General features: G+C 72.5%; 27 protein-coding genes and 6 tRNA genes. 22 read left to right on the top strand and 11 right to left on the bottom strand.

The genetic code is table 11. The features are described 5' to 3' along the window. Positions 1-70 precede the first annotated feature (70 nt). The 3 genes from ACF06X_RS25295 (at position 71) to ACF06X_RS25285 (ending at position 2,441) form a co-directional block, all read left to right on the top strand. The gene (locus ACF06X_RS25295) at positions 71-1,243 is read left to right on the top strand and encodes a glycerophosphodiester phosphodiesterase (RefSeq protein WP_392289577.1); all 1,173 of its coding nucleotides are present in this window, start codon (positions 71-73) and stop codon (positions 1,241-1,243) included. Positions 1,244-1,393: 150 nt separating this feature from the next. After that, positions 1,394-1,921 (top strand): sigma-70 family RNA polymerase sigma factor, encoded by a 528-nt coding sequence (locus ACF06X_RS25290; RefSeq protein WP_392289576.1) that lies wholly within the window; start codon positions 1,394-1,396, stop codon positions 1,919-1,921. A 37-nt stretch (positions 1,922-1,958) separates the two neighbouring features. Further along, positions 1,959-2,441 (top strand): GNAT family N-acetyltransferase, encoded by a 483-nt coding sequence (locus ACF06X_RS25285; protein ID WP_392289575.1) that lies wholly within the window; start codon positions 1,959-1,961, stop codon positions 2,439-2,441. A 15-nt stretch (positions 2,442-2,456) separates the two neighbouring features. Here the strand turns inward: ACF06X_RS25285 and ACF06X_RS25280 are convergent, their stop codons facing one another. Both ACF06X_RS25280 and ACF06X_RS25275 read right to left on the bottom strand, forming a co-directional pair. Beyond that, the gene (locus ACF06X_RS25280) at positions 2,457-2,867 is read right to left on the bottom strand and encodes a hypothetical protein (protein ID WP_392289574.1); all 411 of its coding nucleotides are present in this window, start codon (positions 2,865-2,867) and stop codon (positions 2,457-2,459) included. 1 nt (position 2,868) lies between these two features. Continuing rightward, positions 2,869-3,231 (bottom strand): hypothetical protein, encoded by a 363-nt coding sequence (locus tag ACF06X_RS25275; protein WP_392289573.1) that lies wholly within the window; start codon positions 3,229-3,231, stop codon positions 2,869-2,871. A 640-nt stretch (positions 3,232-3,871) separates the two neighbouring features. Here ACF06X_RS25275 and ACF06X_RS25270 point away from each other — a divergent pair. From ACF06X_RS25270 to ACF06X_RS25235, 8 genes are all read left to right on the top strand, one after another. Beyond that, positions 3,872-4,924 (top strand): methionine ABC transporter ATP-binding protein, encoded by a 1,053-nt coding sequence (locus ACF06X_RS25270; protein ID WP_392289572.1) that lies wholly within the window; start codon positions 3,872-3,874, stop codon positions 4,922-4,924. Continuing rightward, positions 4,921-5,589 carry a methionine ABC transporter permease gene (locus ACF06X_RS25265; RefSeq protein WP_392289571.1) on the top strand — a complete coding sequence of 223 codons (669 nt, stop codon included), beginning with the start codon at positions 4,921-4,923 and terminating at the stop codon, positions 5,587-5,589. Before ACF06X_RS25270 ends, ACF06X_RS25265 begins: the two co-directional genes overlap by 4 nt. Before the next feature lie 81 nt (positions 5,590-5,670). After that, positions 5,671-6,528, top strand: coding sequence for a MetQ/NlpA family ABC transporter substrate-binding protein (locus tag ACF06X_RS25260; RefSeq protein ID WP_392289570.1), 858 nt, complete (start codon positions 5,671-5,673; stop codon positions 6,526-6,528). 166 nt (positions 6,529-6,694) lie between these two features. Continuing rightward, positions 6,695-7,330, top strand: a complete 636-nt coding sequence (locus ACF06X_RS25255; RefSeq protein ID WP_392289569.1) for a GNAT family N-acetyltransferase — start codon at positions 6,695-6,697, stop codon at positions 7,328-7,330. A 74-nt stretch (positions 7,331-7,404) separates the two neighbouring features. After that, the gene (cbiE, locus tag ACF06X_RS25250; protein WP_392289568.1) at positions 7,405-8,625 is read left to right on the top strand and encodes a precorrin-6y C5,15-methyltransferase (decarboxylating) subunit CbiE; all 1,221 of its coding nucleotides are present in this window, start codon (positions 7,405-7,407) and stop codon (positions 8,623-8,625) included. 305 nt (positions 8,626-8,930) lie between these two features. Next, complete coding sequence (gene cobT / locus ACF06X_RS25245; protein WP_392289567.1) at positions 8,931-12,320, top strand: nicotinate-nucleotide--dimethylbenzimidazole phosphoribosyltransferase; 3,390 nt, start codon at positions 8,931-8,933, stop codon at positions 12,318-12,320. Positions 12,321-12,591: 271 nt separating this feature from the next. Further along, complete coding sequence (gene cobA, locus ACF06X_RS25240) at positions 12,592-13,824, top strand: uroporphyrinogen-III C-methyltransferase (protein ID WP_392289566.1); 1,233 nt, start codon at positions 12,592-12,594, stop codon at positions 13,822-13,824. Between the two features lie 75 nt (positions 13,825-13,899). Beyond that, positions 13,900-14,718: a TrmH family RNA methyltransferase gene (locus ACF06X_RS25235; protein ID WP_392289565.1), complete on the top strand. Its 819-nt coding sequence runs from the start codon at positions 13,900-13,902 to the stop codon at positions 14,716-14,718. A 193-nt stretch (positions 14,719-14,911) separates the two neighbouring features. On the opposite strand, the gene ACF06X_RS25230 is transcribed toward ACF06X_RS25235, so the two are convergent. Continuing rightward, positions 14,912-16,045, bottom strand: coding sequence for a serine/threonine-protein kinase (locus ACF06X_RS25230; RefSeq protein WP_392289564.1), 1,134 nt, complete (start codon positions 16,043-16,045; stop codon positions 14,912-14,914). A 195-nt stretch (positions 16,046-16,240) separates the two neighbouring features. Between ACF06X_RS25230 and ACF06X_RS25225 the strand changes: the two genes are divergently transcribed. The 4 genes from ACF06X_RS25225 to ACF06X_RS25210 all read left to right on the top strand — a co-directional run bounded on the left by ACF06X_RS25225 (position 16,241) and on the right by ACF06X_RS25210 (position 18,366). Beyond that, positions 16,241-16,474: a hypothetical protein gene (locus ACF06X_RS25225; RefSeq protein WP_137990476.1), complete on the top strand. Its 234-nt coding sequence runs from the start codon at positions 16,241-16,243 to the stop codon at positions 16,472-16,474. 188 nt (positions 16,475-16,662) lie between these two features. Further along, positions 16,663-16,830 carry a hypothetical protein gene (locus ACF06X_RS25220; protein ID WP_189600160.1) on the top strand — a complete coding sequence of 56 codons (168 nt, stop codon included), beginning with the start codon at positions 16,663-16,665 and terminating at the stop codon, positions 16,828-16,830. Between the two features lie 275 nt (positions 16,831-17,105). Beyond that, entirely contained in the window at positions 17,106-18,035 is a 930-nt protein-coding gene (locus tag ACF06X_RS25215; protein ID WP_392289783.1) for a phosphotransferase family protein, read from the top strand. Positions 18,036-18,075: 40 nt separating this feature from the next. Further along, positions 18,076-18,366 (top strand): zf-TFIIB domain-containing protein, encoded by a 291-nt coding sequence (locus tag ACF06X_RS25210; protein WP_158985536.1) that lies wholly within the window; start codon positions 18,076-18,078, stop codon positions 18,364-18,366. 68 nt (positions 18,367-18,434) lie between these two features. Here the strand turns inward: ACF06X_RS25210 and ACF06X_RS25205 are convergent. The 5 genes from ACF06X_RS25205 to ACF06X_RS25185 form a co-directional block, all read right to left on the bottom strand. Beyond that, positions 18,435-18,506 (bottom strand) — tRNA-Val (locus ACF06X_RS25205). Between the two features lie 39 nt (positions 18,507-18,545). Beyond that, positions 18,546-18,617, bottom strand: a tRNA-Val gene (locus ACF06X_RS25200). Between the two features lie 34 nt (positions 18,618-18,651). Further along, a tRNA-Val gene (locus ACF06X_RS25195) sits at positions 18,652-18,723 on the bottom strand. Position 18,724: 1 nt separating this feature from the next. Beyond that, positions 18,725-18,798 (bottom strand) — tRNA-Cys (locus tag ACF06X_RS25190). A 39-nt stretch (positions 18,799-18,837) separates the two neighbouring features. Then, positions 18,838-18,910, bottom strand: a tRNA-Gly gene (locus tag ACF06X_RS25185). A gap of 255 nt (positions 18,911-19,165) precedes the next feature. On the opposite strand from ACF06X_RS25185, the gene ACF06X_RS25180 reads away from it, so the two are divergent. The 3 genes from ACF06X_RS25180 to ACF06X_RS25170 all read left to right on the top strand — a co-directional run bounded on the left by ACF06X_RS25180 (position 19,166) and on the right by ACF06X_RS25170 (position 21,968). Next, entirely contained in the window at positions 19,166-20,218 is a 1,053-nt protein-coding gene (locus ACF06X_RS25180) for a chorismate-binding protein (protein ID WP_392289563.1), read from the top strand. Continuing rightward, a complete protein-coding gene (locus tag ACF06X_RS25175; RefSeq protein WP_392289562.1) occupies positions 20,215-21,045 on the top strand; it encodes an aminotransferase class IV in 831 nt (276 codons plus the stop codon). The genes ACF06X_RS25180 and ACF06X_RS25175 overlap by 4 nt, the downstream gene beginning before the upstream one ends. Positions 21,046-21,128: 83 nt before the next feature. After that, complete coding sequence (locus tag ACF06X_RS25170) at positions 21,129-21,968, top strand: GNAT family N-acetyltransferase (RefSeq protein ID WP_392289561.1); 840 nt, start codon at positions 21,129-21,131, stop codon at positions 21,966-21,968. 158 nt (positions 21,969-22,126) lie between these two features. On the opposite strand, the gene ACF06X_RS25165 is transcribed toward ACF06X_RS25170, so the two are convergent. Beyond that, positions 22,127-22,651 (bottom strand): DsbA family protein, encoded by a 525-nt coding sequence (locus tag ACF06X_RS25165; protein WP_392289560.1) that lies wholly within the window; start codon positions 22,649-22,651, stop codon positions 22,127-22,129. Between the two features lie 166 nt (positions 22,652-22,817). Here ACF06X_RS25165 and ACF06X_RS25160 point away from each other — a divergent pair, with 166 nt between their 5' ends. Together ACF06X_RS25160 and ACF06X_RS25155 are read left to right on the top strand one after the other, a co-directional pair. Beyond that, positions 22,818-23,246, top strand: coding sequence for a hypothetical protein (locus tag ACF06X_RS25160; RefSeq protein WP_392289559.1), 429 nt, complete (start codon positions 22,818-22,820; stop codon positions 23,244-23,246). A 79-nt stretch (positions 23,247-23,325) separates the two neighbouring features. Next, entirely contained in the window at positions 23,326-23,493 is a 168-nt protein-coding gene (locus tag ACF06X_RS25155) for a hypothetical protein (RefSeq protein ID WP_392289800.1), read from the top strand. An 18-nt stretch (positions 23,494-23,511) separates the two neighbouring features. Here ACF06X_RS25155 and ACF06X_RS25150 read toward each other — a convergent pair whose 3' ends face one another. Further along, positions 23,512-24,069 carry a CGNR zinc finger domain-containing protein gene (locus ACF06X_RS25150; RefSeq protein ID WP_392289558.1) on the bottom strand — a complete coding sequence of 186 codons (558 nt, stop codon included), beginning with the start codon at positions 24,067-24,069 and terminating at the stop codon, positions 23,512-23,514. 287 nt (positions 24,070-24,356) lie between these two features. Then, positions 24,357-24,770, bottom strand: a complete 414-nt coding sequence (locus tag ACF06X_RS25145) for an SsgA family sporulation/cell division regulator (protein ID WP_015032345.1) — start codon at positions 24,768-24,770, stop codon at positions 24,357-24,359. A gap of 190 nt (positions 24,771-24,960) precedes the next feature. On the opposite strand from ACF06X_RS25145, the gene ACF06X_RS25140 reads away from it, so the two are divergent. Then, positions 24,961-25,383 carry a TIGR02611 family protein gene (locus tag ACF06X_RS25140; protein WP_392289557.1) on the top strand — a complete coding sequence of 141 codons (423 nt, stop codon included), beginning with the start codon at positions 24,961-24,963 and terminating at the stop codon, positions 25,381-25,383. Positions 25,384-25,437: 54 nt separating this feature from the next. Continuing rightward, positions 25,438-25,512, top strand: a tRNA-Val gene (locus ACF06X_RS25135). Positions 25,513-25,519: the final 7 nt, after the last annotated feature.

The raw sequence follows: 25,519 nt of genomic DNA, 5'->3' as shown, positions 1-25,519 counted from the left end.
GGTACGGGGTGACTGCCTACGGTCGGGCCAACGGTTGACAGGTGCGGGACATCACACAGAAGGAGCCTTCATGACACAGGGTGCACACCGGACCCCGGCACGGCGGACGGTTCTCGGAGCGGCGGGAGCGGCCGTCCTCGGCGCCTCCACGGTCCTGCCCACGGGCGCCGCGCAGGCCGCCGGGGCCACCGCGGCCGCCGCGGCCCAGGGCAAGGGTCATGGCTACCGCTCCCTGCCCGTCCCCACCGTCATCGCCCACCGAGGCGCCAGCGGCTACCGCCCCGAGCACACCCTCGGCTCCTACCAGCTCGCCCTCGACCTCGGCGCCCACGTGATCGAGCAGGACCTCGTCCCCACCAAGGACGGTCATCTCGTCTGCCGTCACGAGAACGACATCACCGGCACGACCGATGTCGCCGACCACCCCGAGTTCGCCTCCCGCAGGGCGACCAAGTCCGTCGACGGCGTCTCCCTCACCGGCTGGTTCACCGAGGACTTCACCCTCGCCGAGCTGAAGACCCTGCGCGCCAAGGAGCGCATACCGGGCACCCGGCAGGAGAACACCCTCTACGACGGCCGCTGGCAGATCCCCACCTTCGAAGAGGTGCTGCGCTGGGCCGAGCGGGAGGGACGCCGGCGCGGCCACCCGGTGTGGCTGCACGTCGAGACCAAGCACCCCACCTACTTCCGCTCGCTGGGCCTCGGCCTGGAGGAGCCCCTCGCCAAGCTGCTGCGCCGGTACGGCCGTCACCGCGCCGACTCGCCGACGTTCCTGCAGTCCTTCGAGCCGACCAGCATGCGGCGGATGGCCCAGCTCGTCTCCACGCCGCGCGTGGTGCTGCTGTGGACGCCGGACGACCGTCCCTGGGACTTCCGCGAGACGGGCGACCCGCGCACGGTCGCCGACCTGATCACGCCCGAGGGCCTGGCGTGGATCGCCTCCTTCGCACAGGGCATCGGCCCGCTGCTGGACCTCGTCATCCCCAAGGACGCCACCGGCAGGCTGGGCACGCCGACCACCCTCGTCCGCGACGCGCACGCCAAGGGCCTGATCCTCCACCCGTACACCCACCGCAACGAGAACTCCTTCCTGCCCGCCGACTTCCGCCGCGGCACGGACCCGGCGGCCTACGGAGACTCCTTCGGCGCGCTGAAGAAGTACCTGGCGACCGGCATCGACGGCATCTTCTCCGACAACCCCGACACGGCTCTCCTGGCGGCGGCGGACTTCCGGACGAACTGACGGGCCGACGGCGGACGAGCTGACGGCCTCAAGGCCCTGACGGCCTCCACGGCCTGAAGGCCCGCTCGGCGACGGCGGCCCCGGCACCCGACCGGGTGGTTTGGGCCGCCGTCCGCAACCGCCGCCCCCGGCAACCGCATCGTGCCGGTCATGACGGACGCCGAACCCCACCTCCTCCGCACCCTCGCCCCCCTCCTCGCCGCCGAGTCACAGGCCGAGGCCGCAGCCGCCGGAGTCGAGCCGGACGACCTCGAACAGGCCGTCTGGCTCAAACTCCTGGAGCGACTCCAGGAGGACGACGCACCCGAACGCCCCGCCGACTGGCTCCGCCGGGCCGTCCGGGGCGAGGCCCGGCGCGCCCGCCGCACCGCGCTGCGCGAACGCCCCTACGGCGGCGAGGCGGCGGCGGCCGAACCGCACGCCTCTCCCGAGCGCTCCGCCCTCGTCGCCGAACGCCGCCGCGCCCTGCGCGCCGCCGTCGGCCGCACCCCCGGCCACTGTCCCCGGCTGCTCACCGCGATGCTCGACCCGGCCGACCCCACCTACCGGGAAATCGCAGGGGAGTTGGGTATCTCACAGGGCAGCCTGGGGCCGATGCGTTCCCGCTGCCTGGGATGCCTGCGCAGAATGCTGGCCGCAGAGGTTCCCGCTCCCCGCCCGATGGGCAGGGTGCGGTAGACGACCGGTGGACCAGATGAGCGGGAGGCATGCGCACATGGGCATGAGCGTGACCATCTCAGCGGCTGACGCGCAGGACGCGGAGCACATACTGAAGCTGCAGTACCTCTGTTACCAGAGCGAGGCCGAGCTCTACGGCGACTGGTCCATCGAGCCCCTCACCCAGTCCCTCGACGCCCTGCGGGCCGAACTGGCCGAGGGCCACGCGCTCGTGGCGCGCCTCGGCGACGAGATCGTCGCCTCCGTCCGAGGCCGGGTCGACGGGGCCGGCACGGTCCACATCGCCAAGCTGATCGTCCACCCGCGCCTGCGCCGCCACGGCCTCGGCGGCCGCCTGCTCGACGCCATCGAGAAGCACTTCGCCGCCGACCCGTCCCACGCCGCCAAACGGTTCCAGCTCTTCACCGGCCACCGCAGCGAGGCCAATCTGCGCCTCTACCGCCGTAAGGGTTACGCCCAGATCGCCACGCACGAGATCGGCCCGCGGCTCACGCTCGTCACCCTGGAGAAGGCGGCCTGAGGAAGCCCCTGGGCGCTAGGCGTTCGCGCGGGAGCGGCGCAGCCACCAGATCCCGGTCACCGGAAGGAGGACCGGAATGAAGATGTAGCCGTAGCCGTAGTCCGACCAGACCGTGGCGTCGGGGAACGCGGACGGGTCGACCAGCGTCCAGGTCCCCACGGTCAGCACGCCCACCAGCTCGGCGGCGCAGCACACCAGCGCCGCCCTGCGGGCCGTCTCCCCGCCCCGGACCAGCGTGTACGTGATGAAGGCGTACACCACGGCCGCCACCGCCGACAGCCCGTAGGCCAGCGGCGCGCGGTCGAACTCGGTGGCGATCTGGTAGATCGAGCGCGAGACCGCGCCCACCGACATCACGCCGTACAGCCAGACAAGGAGCATGCCGGGACCCGTGACCAGCCGCGTCGTGCCCTCCGTCGCGGTCATCTCAGCCCACCGTCCAGATGTCATGAAGACGTACTTCGAGGACCGCGAGGACGATCGCGCCCGCCGCCACCGTCGCCGAGCCCCAACGGCTCCGCTCCGCCAGCGACATGAAACCGGCCGCCGGCACCGCGCACAGCGCGCCCAGCAGATAGGCGACGAAGATCGTCGTGCCCTCCTCCGCCTTCTCGCCCCGCGACAGCTGCACGACGCCGACGACGACCTGGACCAGCGCGAGGAAGGTCACCACGGCCATGCCGATGAAGTGCCAGTCCTTGGTCGGCTGGTCGCGGGAGAAGGCGAAGCCGCACCAGGCGGCGAGGGCGAGCGCGGCCACCGAGACCGCGACCGTCAGGGCGTCAAGCATGCGCCCGAGGGTATTACGCGCCGAAAGGCCCGATGCGCTCACCCCCACCCTTCGAGGACGCCCCCACGGTCCGGCGGCGGACCCGTCCGGCCGCGCTCGCGCCACGTGGCCTTGGCCACAACCCACGTACGCTCCGCACTCCGCACCGACGAGACCGCGACCGACCTGCCCCCGCTGTCCGCGCAGGTCACCGACGGGAGCGCGCAACTCGCCCGCCGACTCCGGCGCCCGCGCGGAGCCCGGCGGAAGTGTCCGCATGCTGTCTCGGTCATGTCCGCTATTCGGACACGCCCGGAGGCGTCGAACACCCGCGTGCTTTACTTGCCCGCATGACCACGACGAGCAGCCGCACCCTTGCGACCGAGGCGATCACGACGCCCGGTGCTCGTTGTATGTGTCGAATGTGCGCCTTCTGAGGGCCCCCGCCTGAGCCCCGCGGCCCGAGTCTCGCGCCCCGAAGCGAGACCACGACGGCCGAGCCGTTCCGCCCGCCGACCGGCGCCGGACCGCGCTGCCCCGCGCACACGCCGCCTCCGGACACCCCTCCGAGCCGGCCGAATCCGCGCCTGACTGTCCGAACGACGAATGCCCCGTGCCCGGCGGACCCCGCGCCGCGCACTCGACAGTGACGGAAACCCCTGTGATCACCACTTCGGGCCTGACCAAGGTCTACGAGTCGCGAGGCCGCCAGGTCACCGCTCTGGACGGCGTCGACCTCCACGTCCGCGAGGGCGAGGTGTACGGCGTCATCGGACAGAGCGGCGCCGGCAAGTCCTCGCTCATCCGCTGCGTCAACCTCCTGGAGCGCCCCACCTCCGGCACCGTGACCGTCGACGGCGTCGACCTCACCGCCCTGGCCGGCAACGGCCGCCGCGCCGGCAAGGACCTGCGCCGGGCCCGCAGCTCCATCGGCATGGTCTTCCAGCACTTCAACCTGCTGTCCTCCCGCACGGTCAAGGACAACATCGAGCTGCCGCTCGAGATCCTCGGCGTCTCCGGCGCCGAGCGCTCACGCCGCGCCCTCGAACTCCTCGACCTCGTCGGCCTCGCCGACAAGGCCAAGGCCTACCCCGGCCAGCTCTCCGGCGGCCAGAAGCAGCGCGTCGGCATCGCCCGCGCCCTCGCCGGCGAACCCAAGGTCCTCCTCTCCGACGAGGCCACCAGCGCCCTCGACCCGGAGACCACCCGCTCCATCCTCCAGCTGCTGCGCGACCTCAACCGGCAGCTCGGCCTCACCGTCCTGCTCATCACGCACGAGATGGACGTCGTCAAGACGATCTGCGACTCCGCCGCGCTGATGCAGAAGGGCCGGATCGTCGAGTCCGGCACCGTCGGCGAACTGCTCGCCACCCCCGGCTCCCAGCTGGCGGCCGAGCTCTTCCCGGTCAGCGGCGCCCCCACCGGCCCCGACCGCACGGTCCTCGACGTGACCTTCCACGGCGAGGCCGCCACCCAGCCGGTGATCTCCCAGCTCTCCCGCACGTACAACATCGACATCTCCATCCTCGGGGCGGCGATGGACACCGTGGGCGGCAGGCAGATCGGCCGGATGCGGATCGAACTGCCCGGACGGTACGAGGAGAACGTCGTCCCGGTCGGCTTCCTGCGCGAGCAGGGCCTCCAGGTCGACGTCGTCGACGAGGACACGGCGCCCGAGGCGGCGCCCGTACTGGTCAAGGAAGGTGCCAAGTGACCTGGTCGGAGATGCAGCCCCTGCTGGAGCAGGGCACCGTCGACACCCTCTACATGGTCCTGTGGGCCACGCTCGTCACCATCCTCGGCGGGCTGCCCCTCGGCATCCTCCTCGTCCTCACGGACAAGGGCGGACTGCTGCAGAACACCGTGGTGAACAAGGTCGTCGGCGTGATCGTGAACATCGGCCGCTCGCTGCCGTTCATCATCCTGCTGATCGCCCTCATCCCCTTCACCACCTTCGTCGTCGGCACCTTCATCGGCCCGACCGCGATGATCGTGCCGCTCGCCATCGGCGCCATCCCGTTCTTCGCGCGCCTCGTCGAGACGGCGGTCCGCGAGGTCGACCACGGACTGGTCGAAGCCGTCCAGTCCATGGGCGGCTCGGTCCCCACGATCATCCGCAAGGTGCTGCTGCCGCAGGCCCTGCCCTCCCTGGTCTCCGGCGTCACCACCACCGTGATCGTCCTCATCGGCTACTCCGCGATGGCCGGCGCGGTCGGCGGCGAAGGCCTCGGCTCCAAGGCGATCACCTACGGATACCAGCGCTTCGACACCCAGTTCATGCTGGTCACCGTCGTCGTCCTGATCGGCATCGTCACCGTCGTCCAGCTCATCGGCGACCTCGCCGTCCGGCTCCTCGCCCGCCGGGGCCGTACCGCGTAACCCCACAGACTTCGTTTCTCGAAGAAGAGCCCGGACTTGTTGTCCAGGCGTCCACCGCACCACCGGAAAGAGGCACTCTTCGTGCGTAAGAACATCAAGCTCACCGCCGGCATCGCCGCCACCGCCGCCCTCGCCCTGGGCCTCACCGCCTGCGGCACGGCCTCGGACCCGTCCTCCGCGAAGGACGCGGCCGGCTCCGCCGACAAGCCGCTCGTCGTCGCCGCGTCCCCGACGCCGCACGCCGACATCCTCAACTTCGTCAAGGACAACCTCGCCGCGAAGGAAGGCCTGAAGCTGGAGGTGAAGGAGTTCACGGACTACGTCCTGCCGAACACCGCCACCCAGTCCGGCCAGGTCGACGCCAACTTCTTCCAGCACAAGCCGTACCTCGACGACTTCAACCTGAAGAACAAGACCACCATCGTCCCCGTGGTCAACGTCCACCTGGAGCCCCTCGGCCTCTACTCCAAGAAGGTCAAGGACCTCAAGGACATCAAGGCCGGTCAGACCATCGCCGTCCCCAACGACACCACCAACGGCGGCCGCGCGCTCCAGCTGCTCGCCGAGAACGGCCTGATCACGCTCAAGGCCGGCGTCGGCACCAACGCCAAGCTCTCCGACATCACCGACAAGAAGGGCCTGGAGTTCAAGGAGCTGGAGGCCGCCACCGTGCCCCGCGCCCTGAACGACGTGGACGCCGCCGTCATCAACGGCAACTACGCCATCGAGGCCAAGCTCGAGCCCGCCAAGGACGCCATCGCCCTGGAGAAGTCCGAGAACAACCCGTACGCCAACTTCCTCGCCGTCAAGGAGGGCAACGAGAAGGACTCCCGCGTGCAGAAGCTCGCCAAGCTCCTCAACTCGCCCGAGGTGAAGAAGTACATCGAGGACACCTACAACGGCTCGGTGACCCCGGCCTTCGGCGCCGTCACCAAGTAAGGCCCGCAGGACGGTCCTTGCGACGAAGGCCCCCGCACCCCGTCCGGTGCGCGGGGCCTTCGTCGCACCCCTCGCACACCCGACCCGGCCATGCGCACCGGCGGCCGCATGCTGCATGCTGTGCGTTCACGGTCGACTCTGGACAGTCCTCGGCATGGAGCTGCGCATGACTACCACCTTTCCGGACATCTCCATCAACACGGACCGGTTGGTGCTGCGCGCGCTCGAAGAGGCCGACGCCCCGGCCCTGACCGAGATGATGAACGACGAACTGGTCGCCGCCTGGACCGCCGTGCCCCAGCCCTTCACCGAAGAGGCCGCCCGCACCTGGATCACCGAGTACGCCCCCGCCGCACGCGCCGCCGGCCGGGGCATCGACCTCGCCGTCACCGAGTTCCTCACCCAGCGCCTGGTCGGCGTCATCCAGCTCGGCCAGACCGACTGGCGGGTCCGCTCCACCGAACTCTCGTACATCGTCGCCCCCTGGGCCCGCGGCGAGGGCTACGCCTCCGAGGCATCGCTCGCCACCGCCCAATGGCTCTTCGGCGACCAGGGGTTCGAGCGCCTGGAGCTGCGCACCGCGGCGGACAACACCGCCGCCCAGCAGGTCGCCCAGAAGATCGGCTGCATCAGCGAAGGCGTCCTGCGCGGAGCCTGCATAGCCCGCACCCGCACCGAGGACGGCGGCTGGACCGACCTGCGCACCGACTTCATCCTGTGGGGCCTGCTGCCCGAAGACCTCGAAGGCGTCGCCGACCAGATGGCAGAGGCCGGATACTCCTCGTTCACCGACTGGAGCTGAGCCCGCGGCCGGCACCGGGTACGCTCGACACCCGCCCGACCAGCACCAGGACCACCCGAGGGAGACAGACGACGATGGCCGACCGGGTCACGGTGATCGGCTGGGACGGCTCGCCCCTCACCGCCGCGGCCCGCTCCGCGCTCTCCGCCGCCACCCTCGTCGCCGGCGCCGCCCACCACCTGGCGCTGCCCGAGGTACCGCCGACGGCCGAGCGCATCCGCCTCGGCAGCGTCGACCTCGCCGCCCGCCGGATCGCCGGCCACCGCGGCTCCGCCGTCGTCCTCGCCGACGGCGACCCCGGCTTCTTCGGCGTCGTCCGCACCCTGCGCGCCCCCGAGCACGGCCTCGAGGTCGAAGTCGTCCCCGCGGTCTCCGCCGTCGCCGCCGCCTTCGCCCGGGCCGGCATGCCCTGGGACGACGCCCGGATCGTCGTCGCCCACCAGCGCACCCTGCGCCGCGCCGTCAACATCTGCCGCGCCCACCCCAAGGTCGCCGTCCTCACCTCGCCCGGCGCAGGGCCCGCCGAACTCGCCCTCCTCCTCGACGGAGTCCACCGCACCTTCGTCATCTGCGAGGAGCTCGGCACCGACCGCGAACAGGTCACCGTCCTCACCTCCGACAAGGCCGCCGACCACGCCTGGCGGGACCCCAACGTCGTCATCGTCATCGGCGGATCCTCCGGCGGCCAGACCGGCGGCGGCTGGCTGATGGGGCACGAGACGCCGAAGGTACGGGGCTGGGCCCTGCCCACCGAGGAGCCGGGCAGCGGCAACGGCAACGGCAGCGGCAGCGGCGAGGCCCCCTCGCTGCGCGCCACCCAGCTGGCCCGGCTCGGACCCCGCGTCGGAGACCTCGTCTGGGACATCGGCTGCGGCGCCGGCCACTTCGCCGTCGAGGCCGCCCGCTTCGGCGCCGCCGTGATCGCCGTGGACGCCGACCCGGACGCCTGCGCCCGCACCGAGGCCGCGGCCCGCCGCCACGGCCTCCAGCTCCAGGCCGTCCCCGGCCGCGCCCCGCACGTACTGGAACGCCTTCCCGAACCCGACGTCGTACGGATCGGAGGCGGCGGAGTCCCCGTCGTCACCGCCTGCACCGACCGCAGGCCCGAACGGATCGTCACCCACGCCTCCACCCGCGACGAGGCCGAGGCCCTCGGCGCCGCCCTCGCCGACGGCGGCTACACCGTCGAATGCGCCCTCCTGCAGACCGTCGGCCTCGATCCCGACGACTGGACGGAGCGCGAGCGTTCGGTCGTCTTCCTGCTGTCCGGCCACCGGACAGACCTCGCCCCGTGACCATGTCGCCCCACCGGGCCAGGTAGGCTGGCCGATTGTTGTACCGCACCGGGACGTTCGGCCTTTTGTTCGCCAATGTCCGGAAGTAGTGGTTGTTTTGAGCCGCTGATGTGGTACGGAGCAATGGGGGGACGCGCGACGTGGCGCAGTCCACAGCGTCCCGTGGCGGATCTGCCTGCCACGATGGCCGAAGGCCGCGACAATGCTGGGGTGCCCGCGCGTCATTCGTGCCGCACGGCGCGCACGCTCGTTCTTGTTGACGGGCGAAGGTCTGAAGGAGCACTACCGATGGGCGAGGGGTACGCATGACGGACACCGGCCAGGTCCCGGGCGAGGGGCTGCCGGAGAACGCAGGCATGGTCGAGCAGCCGGGCATCCCCGCTCCGGGCGCGTACACCTTCCTGGACCCCTCCGAGAGCGCAGCCGACGACGACGACCTGCTTCTCATGCCGGGCGCGCAGGGCGCGTGGAGCGAGCACCAGCCGGGCGCCGTGCCCGCGCCGCCGGTCGCCGTACCGCCGCCGGGCATGATGCCGGGGCAGCTGCCGCCCGTGGCCGATCCGCTGACCGACCCGCTCGCGGGACCCCTCGCCGACGCGCTCGCCGCACAGACGCCCGTCGCGCCGATGCCGCAGCCCGCCCAGGCCTCGCAGCCCGCCCAGGAAGCCGTCTCCACCCCCGCGCACGGCGTGCCGACGGTTCCCGGCCAGGGCCCTTCGACCCCCGCCCACGGTGTCCCCGCGCCGCCGCAGGAGCAGGTCGTCACCGACCACGGATACGAACCCGGCATCCTCGACACCGGCGCCCACGAGGCCGCGGGCCGCGACTCCGGCTCCGTCGACCTCAGCGCCGTCCGCGTCCCGCCGCCGGCCTCGACCTCGGCCCCCACCCCGCCGCCCGCGCGGCGCCCGCTGCACATGGGCCCGCCCGTACCCGAGAACACCGCGGGAGTCGTACGGTCGCTCGCCGACCGCGGCCCCGCCGGAGCCGCGGCCGCCGCACCCGCGCCCGCGCCCGTACCTGCCCCCGCGCAGGTCCCCGCGGCTGTCGCGGCGGCCGCGCCGGCCCCGACGCCGAGTGGCCCGCAGGACCAGCCGGCCCCCGGCCCCGAGTACCTCGACACCCCGCAGGAACAGTCCGTGGCATCGGTGGGCCCCCAGCTCGGCGACAACCCGCCGCAGGGCGCCGTGCCGTGGGACCCGCGGCCCCCGGCGCCCGAGGCCCCGCAGACGCCGCAGGCCGTCCCCGCAGAAACGGTCGGCCAGTTCGTCCAGGTCGAGGGCACGGTCCCCACGACCCCGCACCTGGCGCCGACACCGGCGGTCGAGGCGGTCGAGCCTGTCGAGGAGCCGGTCGAGGTCCAGGAGCCGGTCGCAGTCGAGGAGCCCGTCGAGGACGCGCCGGCGGAGGAGGTCCACGCGGCCGTCCCCGCTCCGCGTGACGGAACCCAGGCCGAGGCGGTTCAGCCCGCACCGGTCGAGCCCGAGCTGCCGGCGGAGCCGGTCGTCGAGACCGTCGAGGCCGTCGAGCCCGTCGTCGAGGAAGCCCCGGAGCCGGTGGCTGAGGCCCCTGCCGAGCCCGTCGCCGTCGAGGCCGCCCAGCAGGAGCAGCCGGAGCAGCCGGAGCCCGTGGCCGAGGCCGCGCCGACCGCCGAGCCCGAGCCCGAGCCTGCCGTCGAGGCGCCGGTGGCCGAACAGCCGACGCCCGAGGCGCCGGCCGCCGACGAACCTGTCGTCCCTGCCGCCCCTGTCGTCGAGGAACCCGTCGCGGAGCAGCCGGCACCCGAGGCGCCGGTCGCCGACGAACCTGCCGTCCCTGGCGTCCCTGTCGTCGAGGAACCCGTCGCGGAGCAGCCGACGCCCGAGGCGCCGGTCGCCGATGAACCGGCCGCCGACGAACCGATCGCCGAGCAGCCGGCGGCCGACACGGGGGAGGCCGACACGGCCGACCTGGAGACCGTCGGTGCCCCCGCGCCCGGATACGCCGACGCCGAGCGCGAGGCCGTGCTTCGCGTGATGCGCGAGCGCCGCGACATCCGCAACGGCTTCCGCTCCGACCCCATCCCGCACGAGGTGCTGCTCCGCGTCCTGGAGGCCGCCCACACGGCCCCCAGCGTCGGCCACTCGCAGCCCTGGGACTTCGTCGTCATCCGCTCCGCCGAGACCCGCCGGAGCATGCACGAACTCGCCCAGCGCCAGCGCGAGGCGTACGCCAAGTCGCTGCCGAAGGCCCGGGCGAAGCAGTTCAAGGAACTGAAGATCGAGGCCATCCTCGACACCCCGGTCAACATCGTCGTCACCGCCGACCCCACGCGGGGCGGCCGGCACACCCTGGGCCGCTACACGCAGCCGCAGATGGCGCCGTACTCCTCGGCCCTGGCCGTCGAGAACCTGTGGCTCGCCGCCCGCGCCGAGGGCCTCGGTGTCGGCTGGGTCAGCTTCTTCGACGAGCGCGAGATGGTCCGCGCCCTCGGCCTCCCCGAGCACCTCGAAGTCGTGGCGTACCTGTGCGTGGGTTACGTCGACGAGTTCCCGGAGGAGCCCGAGCTGATGCAGGCGGGTTGGTCCAAGCGCCGCCCGCTGTCCTGGGTCGTCCACGAGGAGACGTACGGCCGCCGTGCGCTCCCCGGCGAGGAGCCGCACGACCTGCTCCAGGAGACCGTCTCCAACATCCGCCCGCTGGACGCCAAGGCGCTCGGCGAGGCCTGGGAGCGGCAGAAGCGCATGACGAAGCCGGCCGGCGCGCTCGGCATGCTGGAGATCATCTCGGCGCAGCTGTCCGGGCTCTCCCGGATGTGCCCGCCGCCGATCCCGGAGCCGGCGGCCGTGGCGATCTTCGCCGGCGACCACGGGGTGCACGCCCAGGGCGTCACCGCGTGGCCGCAGGAGGTCACCGGCCAGATGGTCGCGAACTTCCTCGGCGGCGGAGCGGTCTGCAACGCCTTCGCGAACCAGGTCGGCGCCGAGGTCTGCGTCATCGACGTCGGTGTCGCGTCCGACCTGCCGTCCACGCCGGGTCTGCTGCCCCGCAAGGTCCGGCCCGGTACGGGTGACTTCACCACCGGTCTCGCCATGACCCGCGACGAGGTCCTCGCCGCGATCGAGGTCGGTATCGAGACCGCCCGGGACCTCGTGGCCGCCGGCAACAAGGCGCTGCTGACCGGCGAGATGGGCATCGCGAACACGACCGCGTCCGCCGCGCTCATCTCCGTCTACACCGGTGTCGACCCGGTGGAGGTCACCGGGCGGGGCACTGGCATCAACGACGAGATGCACGCGCGGAAGGTGGATGTGGTCCGCCGCGCCCTCGACCTCCACAAGCCCGACCCGGCGGACCCGATCGGCGTTCTCTCGGCCATCGGCGGCCTGGAGCACGCGGCGCTCGTCGGCCTGATCCTGGGTGCGGCCTCGCTGCGTACGCCGGTCGTCCTGGACGGCGTCTCCACGGGCGCGGCGGCACTGGTGGCGCGGGCGATCGCGCCCGAGTCGCTGGCGGCCTGCATCGCGGGCCACCGCAGCGCGGAGCCCGGCCATGTCGCGGCCCTGAACAAGCTGGGCCTGCGTCCCCTGGTCGACCTCGACCTCCGTCTCGGCGAGGGCACGGGCGCGCTGCTGGCCCTCCCGGTCGTCCAGAGCGCGGCCCGGGCGATGCACGAGGTGGCGACGTTCGACTCGGCGGGCGTGACGGAGAAGTAGCACCACCTCGGGCATTCGTTCCGCAGGGCGGAAGGTGGGCACAACGCCACGGCCCGGTGCGTCGGCACGTTCCTTACGTTCCTTCGCACCGGGGCCGGATGCCCGCACCGGCAGGGGCCCAGGGCCGGGTAGGGACATGGGTCACAGGTCGCCCACCCCCGGTGACCGATATCGTGGGCACCGGGGCCGTACACCCGCCCCCACCAGCCGCTTCAGCGCCGACGCGGCCCGCCGCCCCGCAGTCCCGCCCCCTCCGAGGAGCCGCACACCCATGGCCGAGCACGCCGAGTACCCCGCCTACCCCGTCGGACTCCGCCTCGCCGGCCGCCGCGTCGTCGTCTTCGGCGGCGGCCAGGTCGCCCAGCGCCGGCTCCCCGCCCTGATCGCGGCCGGCGCGGACGTCACCCTGATCTCCCCCTCCGCGACCCCGTCCGTCGAGGCCATGGCGGAGGCCGGCGAGATCACGTGGGTCAAGCGCCGTTACCAGGACGGGGACATCGCGGACGCCTGGTACGCGCTCGTGGCCACCAGCGACCCGGTCGCCAACGCCGCCGCCTCCGCCGAGGCCGACCGGACGAAGACCTGGTGCGTGCGCGCCGACGACGCCGAGGCGGCCACCGCCTGGACCCCGGCCACCGGCCGCAGCGAGGGCGTGACCGTCGCCGTGCTCACCGGCCACGACCCGCGCCGTTCCGCCGCCGTGCGGGACGCGATCGTGGAGGGCCTGCGGGACGGTTCGATCGCGGCCCCGCAGCACCGTTCGCGCTCGCCCTTCGTCGCCCTGGTGGGCGGCGGCCCCGGCGACCCCGACCTCATCACTGTCCGCGGCCGCCGGCTGCTGGCGGAGGCCGACGTGGTCATCGCGGACCGCCTCGGCCCGCGCGACCTGCTCGACGAGCTGCCTCCGCACGTCGAGGTGATCGACGCGGCGAAGATCCCGTACGGCCGTTTCATGGCCCAGGAGGCCATCAACCAGGCCCTGATCGAGCACGCCAAGGCGGGCAGGTCGGTCGTGCGCCTCAAGGGCGGCGACCCGTTCGTGTTCGGCCGGGGCATGGAGGAGGCGCAGGCGCTCGCCGCCGAGGGCATCGCCTGCGTGGTCGTCCCCGGCATCTCCAGCTCGATCTCCGTTCCGGGCGCGGCCGGCATCCCGGTCACCCACCGCGGTGTGGCGCACGAGTTCACCGTCGTCAGCGGCCATGTGGCGCCCGACGACCCGCGTTCGCTCGTCGACTGGGCGTCCCTCGCCAAGCTCACGGGCACGCTCGTGATCCTGATGGGCGTGGACAAGATCGGGAAGATCGCCGAGGCGCTGATCGCCCACGGCAAGGCTCCGGAGACGCCGCTCGCCCTCGTCCAGGAGGGCACGACGGCCACGCAGCGCCGGGTGGACGCGACGCTGGCCACGGTCGCGGAGGTCGTCAAGGCCGAGGAGGTCCGTCCGCCGGCCGTCATCGTGATCGGCGACGTGGTCGGCGAGGGCCCCGACAAGCTCGTGAAGTAACCAGGGGTAACCCACCCCCGCGCCCACCCCGCCGTACACATTGGCACCGCACCCCGGACAAGGCAGTATCACCTCGTGGCCGAACTCATCACCATCGACGACCCCGACGACCCGCGCCTGAGCGACTACACCGGTCTGACCGACGTGGAGCTGCGCCGCAGACGCGAGCCCGCCGAGGGCCTGTTCATCGCGGAGGGTGAGAAGGTCATCCGCCGTGCCCGGCAGGCGGGTTACGAGATGCGGTCGATGCTGCTCTCCGCCAAGTGGATCGACGTCATGCGCGACGTCATCGACGAGGTCCCGGCGCCCGTGTACGCGGTGCAGCCGGACCTCGCCGAGCGCGTGACGGGCTACCACGTGCACCGGGGGGCCCTCGCGTCCATGCAGCGCAAGCCGCTGCCGACGGCGGAGGAGCTGCTCCGCGACGCCCGCCGGGTCGCCGTCATGGAGTCGGTCAACGACCACACCAACATCGGCGCCATCTTCCGCAGCGCGGCGGCGCTCGGCATGGACGCGGTGCTGCTCTCGCCGGACTGCGCGGATCCGCTGTACCGCCGCTCGGTGAAGGTCTCCATGGGGGCGGTCTTCTCGGTCCCGTACGCCCGCCTGGACACCTGGCCGCGCGGCCTGGAGGCGGTACGGGAGGCGGGCTTCAGGCTCCTGGCCCTGACCCCCGACGAGAAGGCCTCGCCGATCGACGTGGCGGCCCCGCACAAGCTGGAGCGGGCGGCGCTGATGCTCGGCGCCGAGGGCGAGGGCCTGTCGACGCAGGCCCTGCGCGCCGCCGACGAGTGGGTGCGCATCCCGATGGCCCACGGTGTCGACTCGCTCAACGTGGGCGCGGCCGCGGCGGTCGCGTTCTACGCGGTGGCGAGCGGCCGCCCCGAGGCCTGACCACCGGCCAGACAGGGCCTAGGTCGTGTCCGGAAAGTCTCGCCTGGCGCGCGGCGCCCTGCACGCACGCTCGCCGCGTTGTCGTCGGTCGCCATGGCTCCGCCATTGTCTCCCTCCTCCGCCTTGCGATCGCACGCACCGGACGCCGCGCACCCCGCCCTCCGGGCGGACGGCGAGACCTTCCGGACACTCCCTAGCCCTGGAGGGCTTGCGCGGCCGCGATTCCCAGGGCGACCACCAGCGTCACCACGACGAAGACGAAGAGCCGCTGGCGCAGCAGGCGGGGGTTGGCGGGCCGCAGGCCCGTGGAGGTGGTGCGGCCGCCGGGCCGGGACGAGGGCGCGGGGCGGCCGTTCGTACGCGATCCGCCCGTACGCGGTGCGGGGCCCTGGCCGGTGCGGCCCTGCGTACCGCGTTCGGTGTACCGCTCCGTCGGCCGGATGCCGGCCCCCGTGGAGTGCTCGGTGCGCTCCCGCTGTGCCGGAGGGCGCGAGGCGGGCAGGCCCTGCGCCTCCCGCGCGGCGATCTCCTTGAGCCGCATGGACAGCTGGAGGGTGCTGGGACGCTCCTCCGGGTCCTTCGCCAGACAGGCCCGTACGAGCGGGGCCAGAGCGTCGGGTACGCCGTGGAGCTGCGGCTCCTCGTGCACCACGCGGTAGAGCATGACTTCGGAACTGCCGTGGCCGAAGGGGGAGTCCGCCATGGCGGCGTACGCGAGGGTGGCGCCGAGCGAGAAGACGTCGGTGGCCGGGGTGACGGCCGCGCCCCGGACCTGCTCGGGGGCGAGGAAGCCGGGGGAGCCGACGGCGGTGCCCACGTGGGTGAGGGTGCTGGCGCCGGTGGCCCAGGCGATCCCGAAGTCGATGATCCGGGGGCCCTTGGGGGAGAGCAGGATGTTCGACGGCTTGAGGTCCCGGTGGACGACGCCGGCCTCGTGCACGGCGACGAGGCCCTCGGAGAGCGCGGCCCCGATGGCGGCCACGTCGGCGGCGCGCAGGGGTCCCTCTTCGGCGACCCGGTCGTGGAGCGAGGGGCCGGGGACGTACTGGGTGGCGAACCAGGGGCGGTCGGCCTCGAGGTCGGCGGCGACCAGCCGGGCCGTGCAGCCGCCGCGGATACGGCGGGCGGCGGAGACCTCGCGGGCGAACCGGGAGCGGAACTCCTGGTCCTCGGCCAGGTCGGGGCGGATCACCTTCAGCGCGACCCGCTGCCCGCGGCGGTCGGAGCCGAGGTAGACGACTCCCATCCCGCCGGCACCAAGCCTGCGGTGGAGCCGGAACGCCCCGACAATCCGCGGATCCTCGCGCCGGAGCCGCATCATCGCCATGTCCGTCCCCTCGTCCGTTCGACGTGGCACAGCTTACGTATTGGCGCCCCGGTGTGCTCATAGGCCGCGCCCTCCCGCGGGGATCGATTGTCAGTGCTGGGGAGGACACTTGAGGGGTGGTCAGGACGCCGTCGTCGACGGCCGCCGGGATCGCGTGATTTCCCAATGTCCGGTCGCAGAAGGGGGATTGGATCGATGAAGGGTGATCGGGTGGAGATAGTCGTGGACGCGGGGGACACGACTCGGACCTATGAAGTGGTGGCGAGCAGGGCGGGCCGGAGGGTGGAGACGGCGGTACGGCGGGGGGTGGTCGAAGTGAGCGAAGTCACGCGTACGGGAGTGGTGGTCCGGACGGCGCGCTTCATGGCGAGCCGGGTCCTCGCGCTGGTCGAGCAGCCGGTACCCCTCCGGGAAGACCCTCAGTCCTAGGGAGGTCTCTCCACCCAGGGGAGTACTCCGGGAGGGGGTTGGTCATCCTCCGGGAGGCCCGCAAGTCGGTACGCGGGCATGACGTCCGGGCGGCGCCCGGTGCCTAGTGTTGAGGTCAAGCGGCGGGTGCAGCACTCGTCCCCCGAGGTCAGACACCCGCCGCTGCCAACACGAACAGGAGAGGACCCATGGCGTTCACGGCATCGCGGATGAACACCCGCCCTTCGGGCCGCCGCCACCCCCTGGTGGCGACCGCCATGGTCCTCCCTCTCGCGACCCTGCTGGTCGTCGTCTTCGGCGGCTGGGACGCAGTGGTCACACAGGCGTCGTCCGTGGGCGTGATGCTGGGGCGCTGAACGGCGCCCCGGACCCGGGAGAGCGGCCCGGGTCGGGGACATCCGGCCAACAACCCCGTGGGGACGGGGGTGCGGCGGACGGCAGCGTGCGGCCGGTCAGCTGGGGAGCTGACCGGCCCTCGCGCTTTCCGCCCCCGGCGGCGCGACACCGCTGCTTCGAGCTTCGTCCCTGGGCGCCCAGGCGACCCCGGGGCGGTGGGGTGGGGGAGCTCCCCGGACGGCCGGACCGGAGCGCGGCGTACGCTCCTCGGGTGCTCGCACAGGACCTCGACCGGATGCGCTCCCTCGCGCGGGACGCGGCCCACCCCGGCCGTACCCCCGCCCCCACCGCCCCCTGCCCCTGCCCCGACGACGTCCTCGCCGATCGGGACGACGGCACCGTCGTCCGCCATGGCGCGGTCGTCGTCAAGGCGCACGCCCCCGGCATCGACGGCGAAGAGCACCGCGCGCGGATCGCCGTCGCCGCGCACCCCGGCCTGCGGGGCGTCCTTCTTCCGCCCCTCGCCCAGCCGGACGGCACCGTCGGCGACCGCCTCGTCACCGCATGGCCCCACGGCACCCCCGTGGACCCCGCCGACCCCGACGCCGCCCCCTGGGAGGACGCCGCCCGGCTGCTCGCCCTGCTGCACCGGACCCCGCCGCCCGACACCCGCCTCCCGACGATGCGCGCCCCCGTCAAAGCGGCCCTCGCCGTCGACCGGATGCGCCGGTCCCGCGCGCCCCGCCCCGCCGTCGAGACGGTCCTGCGCGCCTGGCGCACGCTGCCGCGGAAGCCGGCCGCGCCCCTCCGGTTCCTCTGCCACGGCGACTTCCACCTCGGCCAACTCGTACGCGACCCCAAGGCTCCCCGGCGCCCCGACGCCCCCTGGCTCCTCATCGACGTGGACGATCTGGGTCTGGGCGACCCCGCCTGGGATCTGGCCCGGCCCGCTGCCTGGTTCGCCGCCGGCATCCTGCCGCCCGACGTCTGGTCGCGTTTCCTCGGGGCCTATCTCGCGGCCGGCGGCCCCGCCGTCGACCCCCGCGACCCCTGGGTCCAACTCGACGTCCCCGCCCGCGCCCTGACCGTGCAGACCGCCGCCCTCGCCCTGGCCAAGTCGACCGCCGAAGGACGCCCGCTCGACGAGGTCGAGGACGTGATGATCGACACCTGTGCCCGAATAGGTTCCGCCCGAACCGAGTTGGCCCCGCCGGCGTCCACATAAGGTGAGACCCCATTCGAACCGGCAGGGAGTTGAGCCGACCATGCAGTGCCCCAAGTGCCATGCAGCGATGCACACCTACAACCGCAACGGCGTCCAGATCGAGCAGTGCAGCGGCTGCCGCGGGATCTTCCTGGACTACGGCGAGCTGGAGGCCCTGACCCGGCTCGAGTCCCAGTGGGTGCAGCAGGCGCCGCCCGCGCCCGCCCCGCCGGCCTACCCGGCGCAGCCCGCCCCCGCCGCTCCGGCCTGGGGCGCCCCGCACCACGGTGGCCATCACCAGGGCGGTCACTACCGTCAGCGCGGCTTCGGCCGGATGCTCTTCTCCTCCTGACGCGACGGGGGAGCGGGTACGACGAAGCCCCCGGCCGCGAGAGGCGGCCGGGGGCTTCGTACAGTGCGTGCGCGATACTGGGATTGAACCAGTGACCTCTTCCGTGTCAGGGAAGCGCTCTCCCGCTGAGCTAATCGCGCGGGTCGGTCCCACACCTTACAGGACCAGGCGTTACTGCGTGCGCGATACTGGGATTGAACCAGTGACCTCTTCCGTGTCAGGGAAGCGCTCTCCCGCTGAGCTAATCGCGCGGGGATCCTTGCGGACCAGATCCTTACGGATCAGTGGACGATACTGGGATTGAACCAGTGACCTCTTCCGTGTCAGGGAAGCGCTCTCCCGCTGAGCTAATCGTCCTTGGAGGTGGAGACGGGATTTGAACCCGTGTAGACGGCTTTGCAGGCCGTTGCCTCGCCTCTCGGCCACTCCACCAGGAGTGAATACGGGGGTTCGGGAAGATCCCCCACATCGAGCGGACGACGAGATTCGAACTCGCGACCCTCACCTTGGCAAGGTGATGCTCTACCAACTGAGCCACGTCCGCTTGTCGTTTCCGATCCGCTTGCGCGTCCCGGCGACGTGTTGAACTCTAGCGGATTCCTGGGCCAGCACAAAAACGCGTTTCCGCAGCGTGCTGAGGCGCGTACGGAGCTGTGCGACGAGCCGGGCGGCCAGGAGTGTTCGTACGTCGTTCACTCACCGTGTTCCCGAGGTGGCTCGGAGACGCCATGGAGACCGGCCCGCGGGCCCCCGCCGCACGCCCCCTCCTCGCGCCCCCGGCCCGCCTAGACTCGCAGGCGTGCACGACCTCGCTCCTCTGGCCCGCTTCGGCGGCCTCCTCGCCACCGACCTGCGGGATGTCACCAGTGACCCCGAGGCCTTGGACTCCGCCGGCTTCTGGGCCGTCTCCGCGGACTTCGAGGGCCGTCTGACCTGCGCCCGCTTCGGGGACGTACGGCCGGATCCCGTCCCCGCGCCCGTGCCGGGCGCCTGGCGCGGACCCGCCGCCGGTGACTGGACGTCGTCGCTCGACCGCGTCGCGTACACCGAGGGCGTCCGCCGGATACGCGAGCACATCGCCCGGGGCGAGGTGTACCAGGCCAACCTCTGCCGGGTGATGTCCGCGCCGCTGCCCGATCCGGCGGCGGCCGACGTCGAGGCGCTCACCGCGCTCCTCGCGCGCGGCAACCCCGCTCCCTACGCCGGAACGATTCGCCTCCCCGCCCACGGGGTGGAGATCGCCACCGCGTCCCCCGAGCTCTATCTCCGCCGCGACGGCCGCACCGTGGAGTCGGGACCGATCAAGGGCACCGGCCGCACCGCCGAGGACCTGCTGGAGAAGGACCACGCCGAGAACGTGATGATCGTGGACCTGGTACGGAACGACCTCGGCCGGGTCTGCGCCTCCGGCTCGGTCACCGTCCCCGAGCTCTGCGTGGTCGAACCCCACCCCGGTCTCGTCCACCTCGTCTCCACGGTCCGGGGCGAGCTCGACGGGGAGGCGGGCTGGCGGGAGCTCCTCGAGGCCACCTTCCCGCCCGGCTCCGTCACCGGAGCCCCGAAGTCCAGCGCCCTGCGGATCATCGAGGCCCTGGAGACCGCCCCCCGGGGCCCGTACTGCGGCGGCATCGGCTGGGTCGACGCCGACCGCCGTACCGCCGAGCTGGCCGTCGGGATAAGGACCTTCTGGATCGACCGGGCCGAGGGCATGCTCCGCTTCGGCACCGGAGCGGGCATCACCTGGGGCTCCGACCCCGAGCGCGAGTGGGCGGAGACCGAATTGAAGGCGTCCCGGCTGCTGGCGGTAGCGTCGGGCACGTACGAGGCGATCGGAAAGGCCATTTCTCGATGAAACTGTGGGTCAACGGCGGGCTGCACGACGCGGAGGAAGCCCGGGTGTCCGTACTGGACCACGGCCTGACCGTGGGCGACGGCGTCTTCGAGACGGTCAAGGCCGTCCACGGGGAAACGTTTGCGCTCACCCTCCACCTGGAGCGGCTCAGCCGCTCCGCCCGGGGCCTCGGGCTGCCCGAGCCCGACCTCGACGAGGTCCGCCGCGCCTGCGCCGCCGTCCTTCAGGCCAACCCCATGGAGCTGGGGCGGCTGCGCATCACGTACACCGGCGGGCTCTCCCCGCTCGGCTCCGAGCGCGGTGACGCCGGCGCCAGCCTGGTCGTGGCCCTCGGCGAGACCAAGCGCCGCGCCGACTCCACCGCCGTCATCACGGTCCCCTGGACGCGCAACGAGCGCGGCGCGCTCACCGGCCTGAAGACCACCTCGTACGCCGAGAACGTCGTCGCGCTCGCCCGGGCGCGCGAACAGGGCGCCTCGGAGGCCCTGTTCGCCAACACCGTCGGGCAGCTCTGCGAGGGCACCGGCTCCAACGTCTTCGTCGTGCTCGACGGCCGGATCCACACCCCGCCCGTCTCCTCCGGCTGCCTGGCCGGCATCACCCGCGCGCTCGCCGTGGAATGGACCGGCGCGGAGGAGACCGACCTTCCCTTCGACGTCCTGGAGAGCGCCGAGGAGATCTTCCTGACCTCGACCCTCCGCGACATCCAGGCCGTGCACCGGGTCGACGGCCGCGAACTGACCGTCGCGCCGGGGCCGGTGACCGCCAAGGCCATGCGGGTCTTCGACGAGCGCGCGGGCGCGGACCGGGATCCGCGCCTCGGCTAGCACGTCTCGCGGAGAACGTCTCGCCAAGAACGTCTGGCGAAATGCGGATGCCGGCGGGCCCAGGGGTGGGTACAACACCCGTGATGACCACCACCCTGCGGCCGGCCGGGCCGCTTCAGCAGACCCCCGACGGCGACCGATCACGCACCTACGACGTGTGTGTGAACAGCCGCCGCGTCGGCTCCGTCCGCCTCGCCACCGCACCGGGCTTCGGCGCCGCCTCCGGTGTGATCGAGGCGCTGGGCATCGACGAGAAGGACCGCCGTCGCGGCCGTGGCACGGTCGCGGCGCTGGCCGCCGAGGAGGTCCTGCGCGGCTGGGGCTGCCGCCAGGTCCAGATCTCCGTACCGGCGGGCGCGGAGCCGGCGCTGCGGATGGCGGCCGCTCTCGGCTACACCGAACGCGGCCGGAACATGGTCAAGGAGCTGCCGCCGGAGCCTCCCGCGCTGCCGCCCCGGCTGCGGATCCGCCCGATGGAGGAGGCGGAGTTCGTCCTGTGGCAGGAGAAGGCCAAGGCGGATTTCGCACAGAGCTGGATCGACCGGGGCGTCCCGGCCGACCAAGCGCGGGCCAAGGCCGAGGGCAGCCACAGTGAGCTCCTGCCCCAGGGCCTGGCAAGCCCCGGCACGGCGATCCACGTGGCGCTGCGGGACGGCCGCACGGTCGGACACCTCTGGACCGGCCGGCGCGAGTTCGGCCCCGGCCGGGAGGGGACGTACGTCTACGAGATCCAGGTCGCAGAGGCGCACCGCGGCCAGGGCTACGGCCGGGCGCTGATGCTGCTCGCCGAACGGGTCGCGCTCGACGCCGGAGACCGCCTCCTCGGCCTTCACGTCTTCACGGACAACACCCCGGCGATCCGCCTCTACGAGTCGCTCGGCTACCGCACGACCTTCGTCAACAGCTACAAGCCGCTGCTCTAGGGGGTGTCTCGTCGATCAGGCCGGATCAGCGAGCGGCGTCTGGTGCGTGCGATCGCAAGGCGGAGGAGGGAGTCCACGCGGAGCGTCGACGACTGACGACAACGCCGCGAGCGTGCGTGCCAGGCGCCGCGAGCCCGGCATGATCGGCGAGACATCCCCTAGGGAGTGTCGCCCGCGAGGAGGCGGTCGATGATCTCCTCGATGCGGGCGCGCAGGCCCTCCTGGCTCTTACTGCCGTCGAGGCGCTCGCCCGCGACGATGTAGGTCGGCGTGCCGGTCACCTTGATCGCCTTGCCCTCCGCCTGGTCGGCGTCCACGGTCAGGAGGTGCCGGCCGTCGATCAGGGCGGTGTCGAACTCCTCGGCGTCCAGGCCCAATTCGGCCGCGACCTCCAGGAGCACCGGCTCGCCACGGTCCCGGAGGTCCGCGGTCCTGGCGAGCAGCGCCTCCACGTACGGCCGGCCCTTGCCCTGCGCGGCCGCCTCCTCTGCGGCCTGGGCGGCGGCGTAGGAGTGCTTGTGCTTCTCCAGCGGGAAGTGCCGCAGCTGTACGTCGATCCGGTCGCCGTACTTCTCGCGCAGCGCGCGCACGTCGTCGAGGGCCTGGAAGCAGTCGGGGCACTGGAGGTCGAACCAGGCCTCCAGGACGACGGGGGAGGCGGGGGTGGTGGTGGAGTCGCTCATGGGAGCAGTCTCCCAGCCCCCCGCGGCGCGCCCAACCGGGACCGGGGGAGGAGATCACCCCGGGGAAGACCCGGAGATCTCCCTGAGGTCGCCCGGAACGTGGCCGCCGCGGGCCTGTCCGGTGCAGGATGGAAGAGACCTGTCACCGCGGGGCCTGGAGGATCGCATGCTTGCCGAGACCATTTGCTCCGCGGTGTCCGCGGCGGGCCTTGCCATCGCCGCGATCACGGCGTACCGCAGGCGTTTCCTCGCCGCGGCGCGGATCGCCGCCTATGCCCTGGTGCCGGTCGGCCTGGTCATGACCGGGGCGGTCCAGTGGGCCTTCGACACGGCCTTCAGTCCGACGGCCTGGGCCGGTTTCGGCGTGCTCGGCGCGGCCTGGCTGCTCTTCACGACGACGCGCGCCGTCGAGCGCCGCAGAGGCAGGGGCCGCAAGGAGACGGGCGGCGGGGAGCGCCGTGACGCCGTCGCGCCGGCCGCTTCCGCGCCCTCCCTCGGGCAGGGGCAGCGGGGTGCGGCCCCGAAGCCGAAGGAGACGGCGGGCGCGGACGACTTCAGCGACATCGAGGCGATTCTGAAGAAGCACGGGATCTGACGGCCGGAGCGTCCACGGGATGTGATGAACGCCCGTTTCCGAGGGGCGTGTTGCGGGCAGTCCCGGCCGGGGCTGCGCCATGATCGCCCCCGAGATGCTGGATACCTCGCGGGATCACCTCCCCGCCCCCACCGAAGAACCGCGCGGCTGCTTGTTCGCGCTCTCCCAGCCGCCGCTGATGATCTTCCTCGCGGTGATCGGCTGTCTGCTGCTGATGGCCTCCGTGCACGACCTCTTCCTGCTGTGAGGGCTGCCCGGTCCCGGATCAGCGGGCCGCTTCCTTGCGGCGCGCCCGGTACGCGGCCACATGCAGCCGGTTACCGCAGGTGCGGCTGTCGCAGTAGCGGCGGGAGCGGTTGCGGGAGAGGTCGACGAAGGCGCGGCCGCAGTCCGGCGCCTCGCAGCGCCGCAGCCGCTCCTGCTCGCCCGCCACGACGATGAAGGCCAGCGCCATGCCGCAGTCGGCGGCGAGATGGTCGGCGACCGAGGCGCCCGGCGCGAAGTAGTGCACATGCCAGTCGTAGCCGTCGTGGTCGGTGAGCTGCGGCGTCGTGCCCGCCGCCGCGACCAGCTGGTTGATCAGCGTCGCCGCGATGCGGGCGTCCGGCGCGGCGAAGACGGCCGCGAACTTCGCGCGGACGTCCCGCACGGCTCGCAGGTCCCCGTCGTCGAGCTCGCCCACGTCGCTGATGTCGTGGGCCCGGACGAAGGTGTGCAGTGACGGGAGGTCCCCGAGCGCGTCGTCGCGGTCGCTCTGCGGCGCGGTGTTCACCAGATCGACGACGGTGTCGAGGGCGATCCGGGTGTCGTGGGGGATCAGCACGATTCGCTCCCTGGCCGGCTGCGGGCGGGCGCCCGCGGGATTGCGCTGACTCTAGCGGCTCCGTCCCGAGCCGCCGGGAGCGGTCCGAAAGCGGGCCGGAACGGGGCCGAAACCCGGCTCCGGCGGGCCGGCGGCGGGCCGGGATGACGCGGGACGTCCCGGAAAAGGGGCATCGGCGCCCTCCCCGCGCCGGCTGCGCGGGGAGGACGCCGATGTCGGCCGTATGGGGTTGTCCGCGCGGCGCCGTCTCCCCGAGTCGGACGGCGCCGTGCGGCTCTCGGCCTGGCTCAGCTGTCGGCCAGGATGTGGGAGAGCTCCGTGTCGAGATCGAAGTGCCGGTGCTCGGTGCCCGGTGGCACGGCGGCGTCGGTCCGCTTGAGGAACGACTCCAGGGCCCTCGCCGGGGCCTCGAGCAGGGCTTCGCCCTCGGGGGAGCTCAGCGCGATGCAGACGACGCCCTGACCGTGACTGCGGGACGGCCAGACTCTGACGTCGCCGGTGCCGGTGGGCCGGTGCAGCCCCTCGGCGAGAAGGTCGCGGGCGAAGACCCACTCGACCGTCTCCTCGGCTCCGGTGTGGAAGGTGGCGTGCACGGCATACGGATCGGCCGTGTCATACCGCAGGCCCGCGGGTACAGGCAGTGAGGACTCGCTCGACACAACGAGGCGCAGGTGCAGCTCGCAGCTGACCGTGGTGTTCATAAGCGCCAGGGCCTTTCGCTCAGTGTGCGCTCGGGGATTCGCACGTCGGCGAAATCGACATGCCACCTACGGTGCCGTTGTAAACCCCTCTGTCTGTTTTGTGATCGTTCAGGTAGCTCGTATGGGCGTGTGTAACTTTGGGTAATACCGCCATTCTGGTGACGGCGGCGAATCCGGTAAGTTGGGGCCCATGAATGCGGAGAGTGACGAGCGCACCGGGGGGTCGCCGGCGGACGGGGAAGCCCCGCTGGGATCCCGCGCCCCCGAGTACATCAAGGCCCGCCGGACCCTGCACCTGAGCTGGCAGGTCGGCGTCTTCATCGTGGGCCTCGCCGTCGTCGGCGCCGGCGTCGTGATGCTGCCGCTGCCCGGGCCGGGCTGGCTCGTGATCTTCGCCGGCATGGCGATCTGGGCGACCGAGTTCGTCTGGGCCCAGCTGGTGCTCCGCTGGACGAAGCGGAAAGTCACCGAGGCCGCGCAGCGCGCGCTCGACCCCAAGGTCCGCCGCCGCAACATCATCCTCACGTCCGCCGGTCTCGTGATCGTCGCCGTACTGGTCGCGATCTACCTCTGGAAGGTCGGATTCGTCATGCCGTGGACGATAAAGCAGTGACCCTCCCACGGTCGGAGGCAGCCGCTGACATGCGGTAATGTTTGCGGTGCGCCCGGGCGATTAGCTCAGTGGGAGAGCGCTTCGTTCACACCGAAGAGGTCACTGGTTCGAACCCAGTATCGCCCACCACCCGGAT

This window comes from Streptomyces sp. NPDC015346, assembly GCF_043078785.1.
Lineage (GTDB): Bacteria > Actinomycetota > Actinomycetes > Streptomycetales > Streptomycetaceae > Streptomyces.
This window is presented reverse-complemented; position numbering and strand designations above follow the sequence as displayed.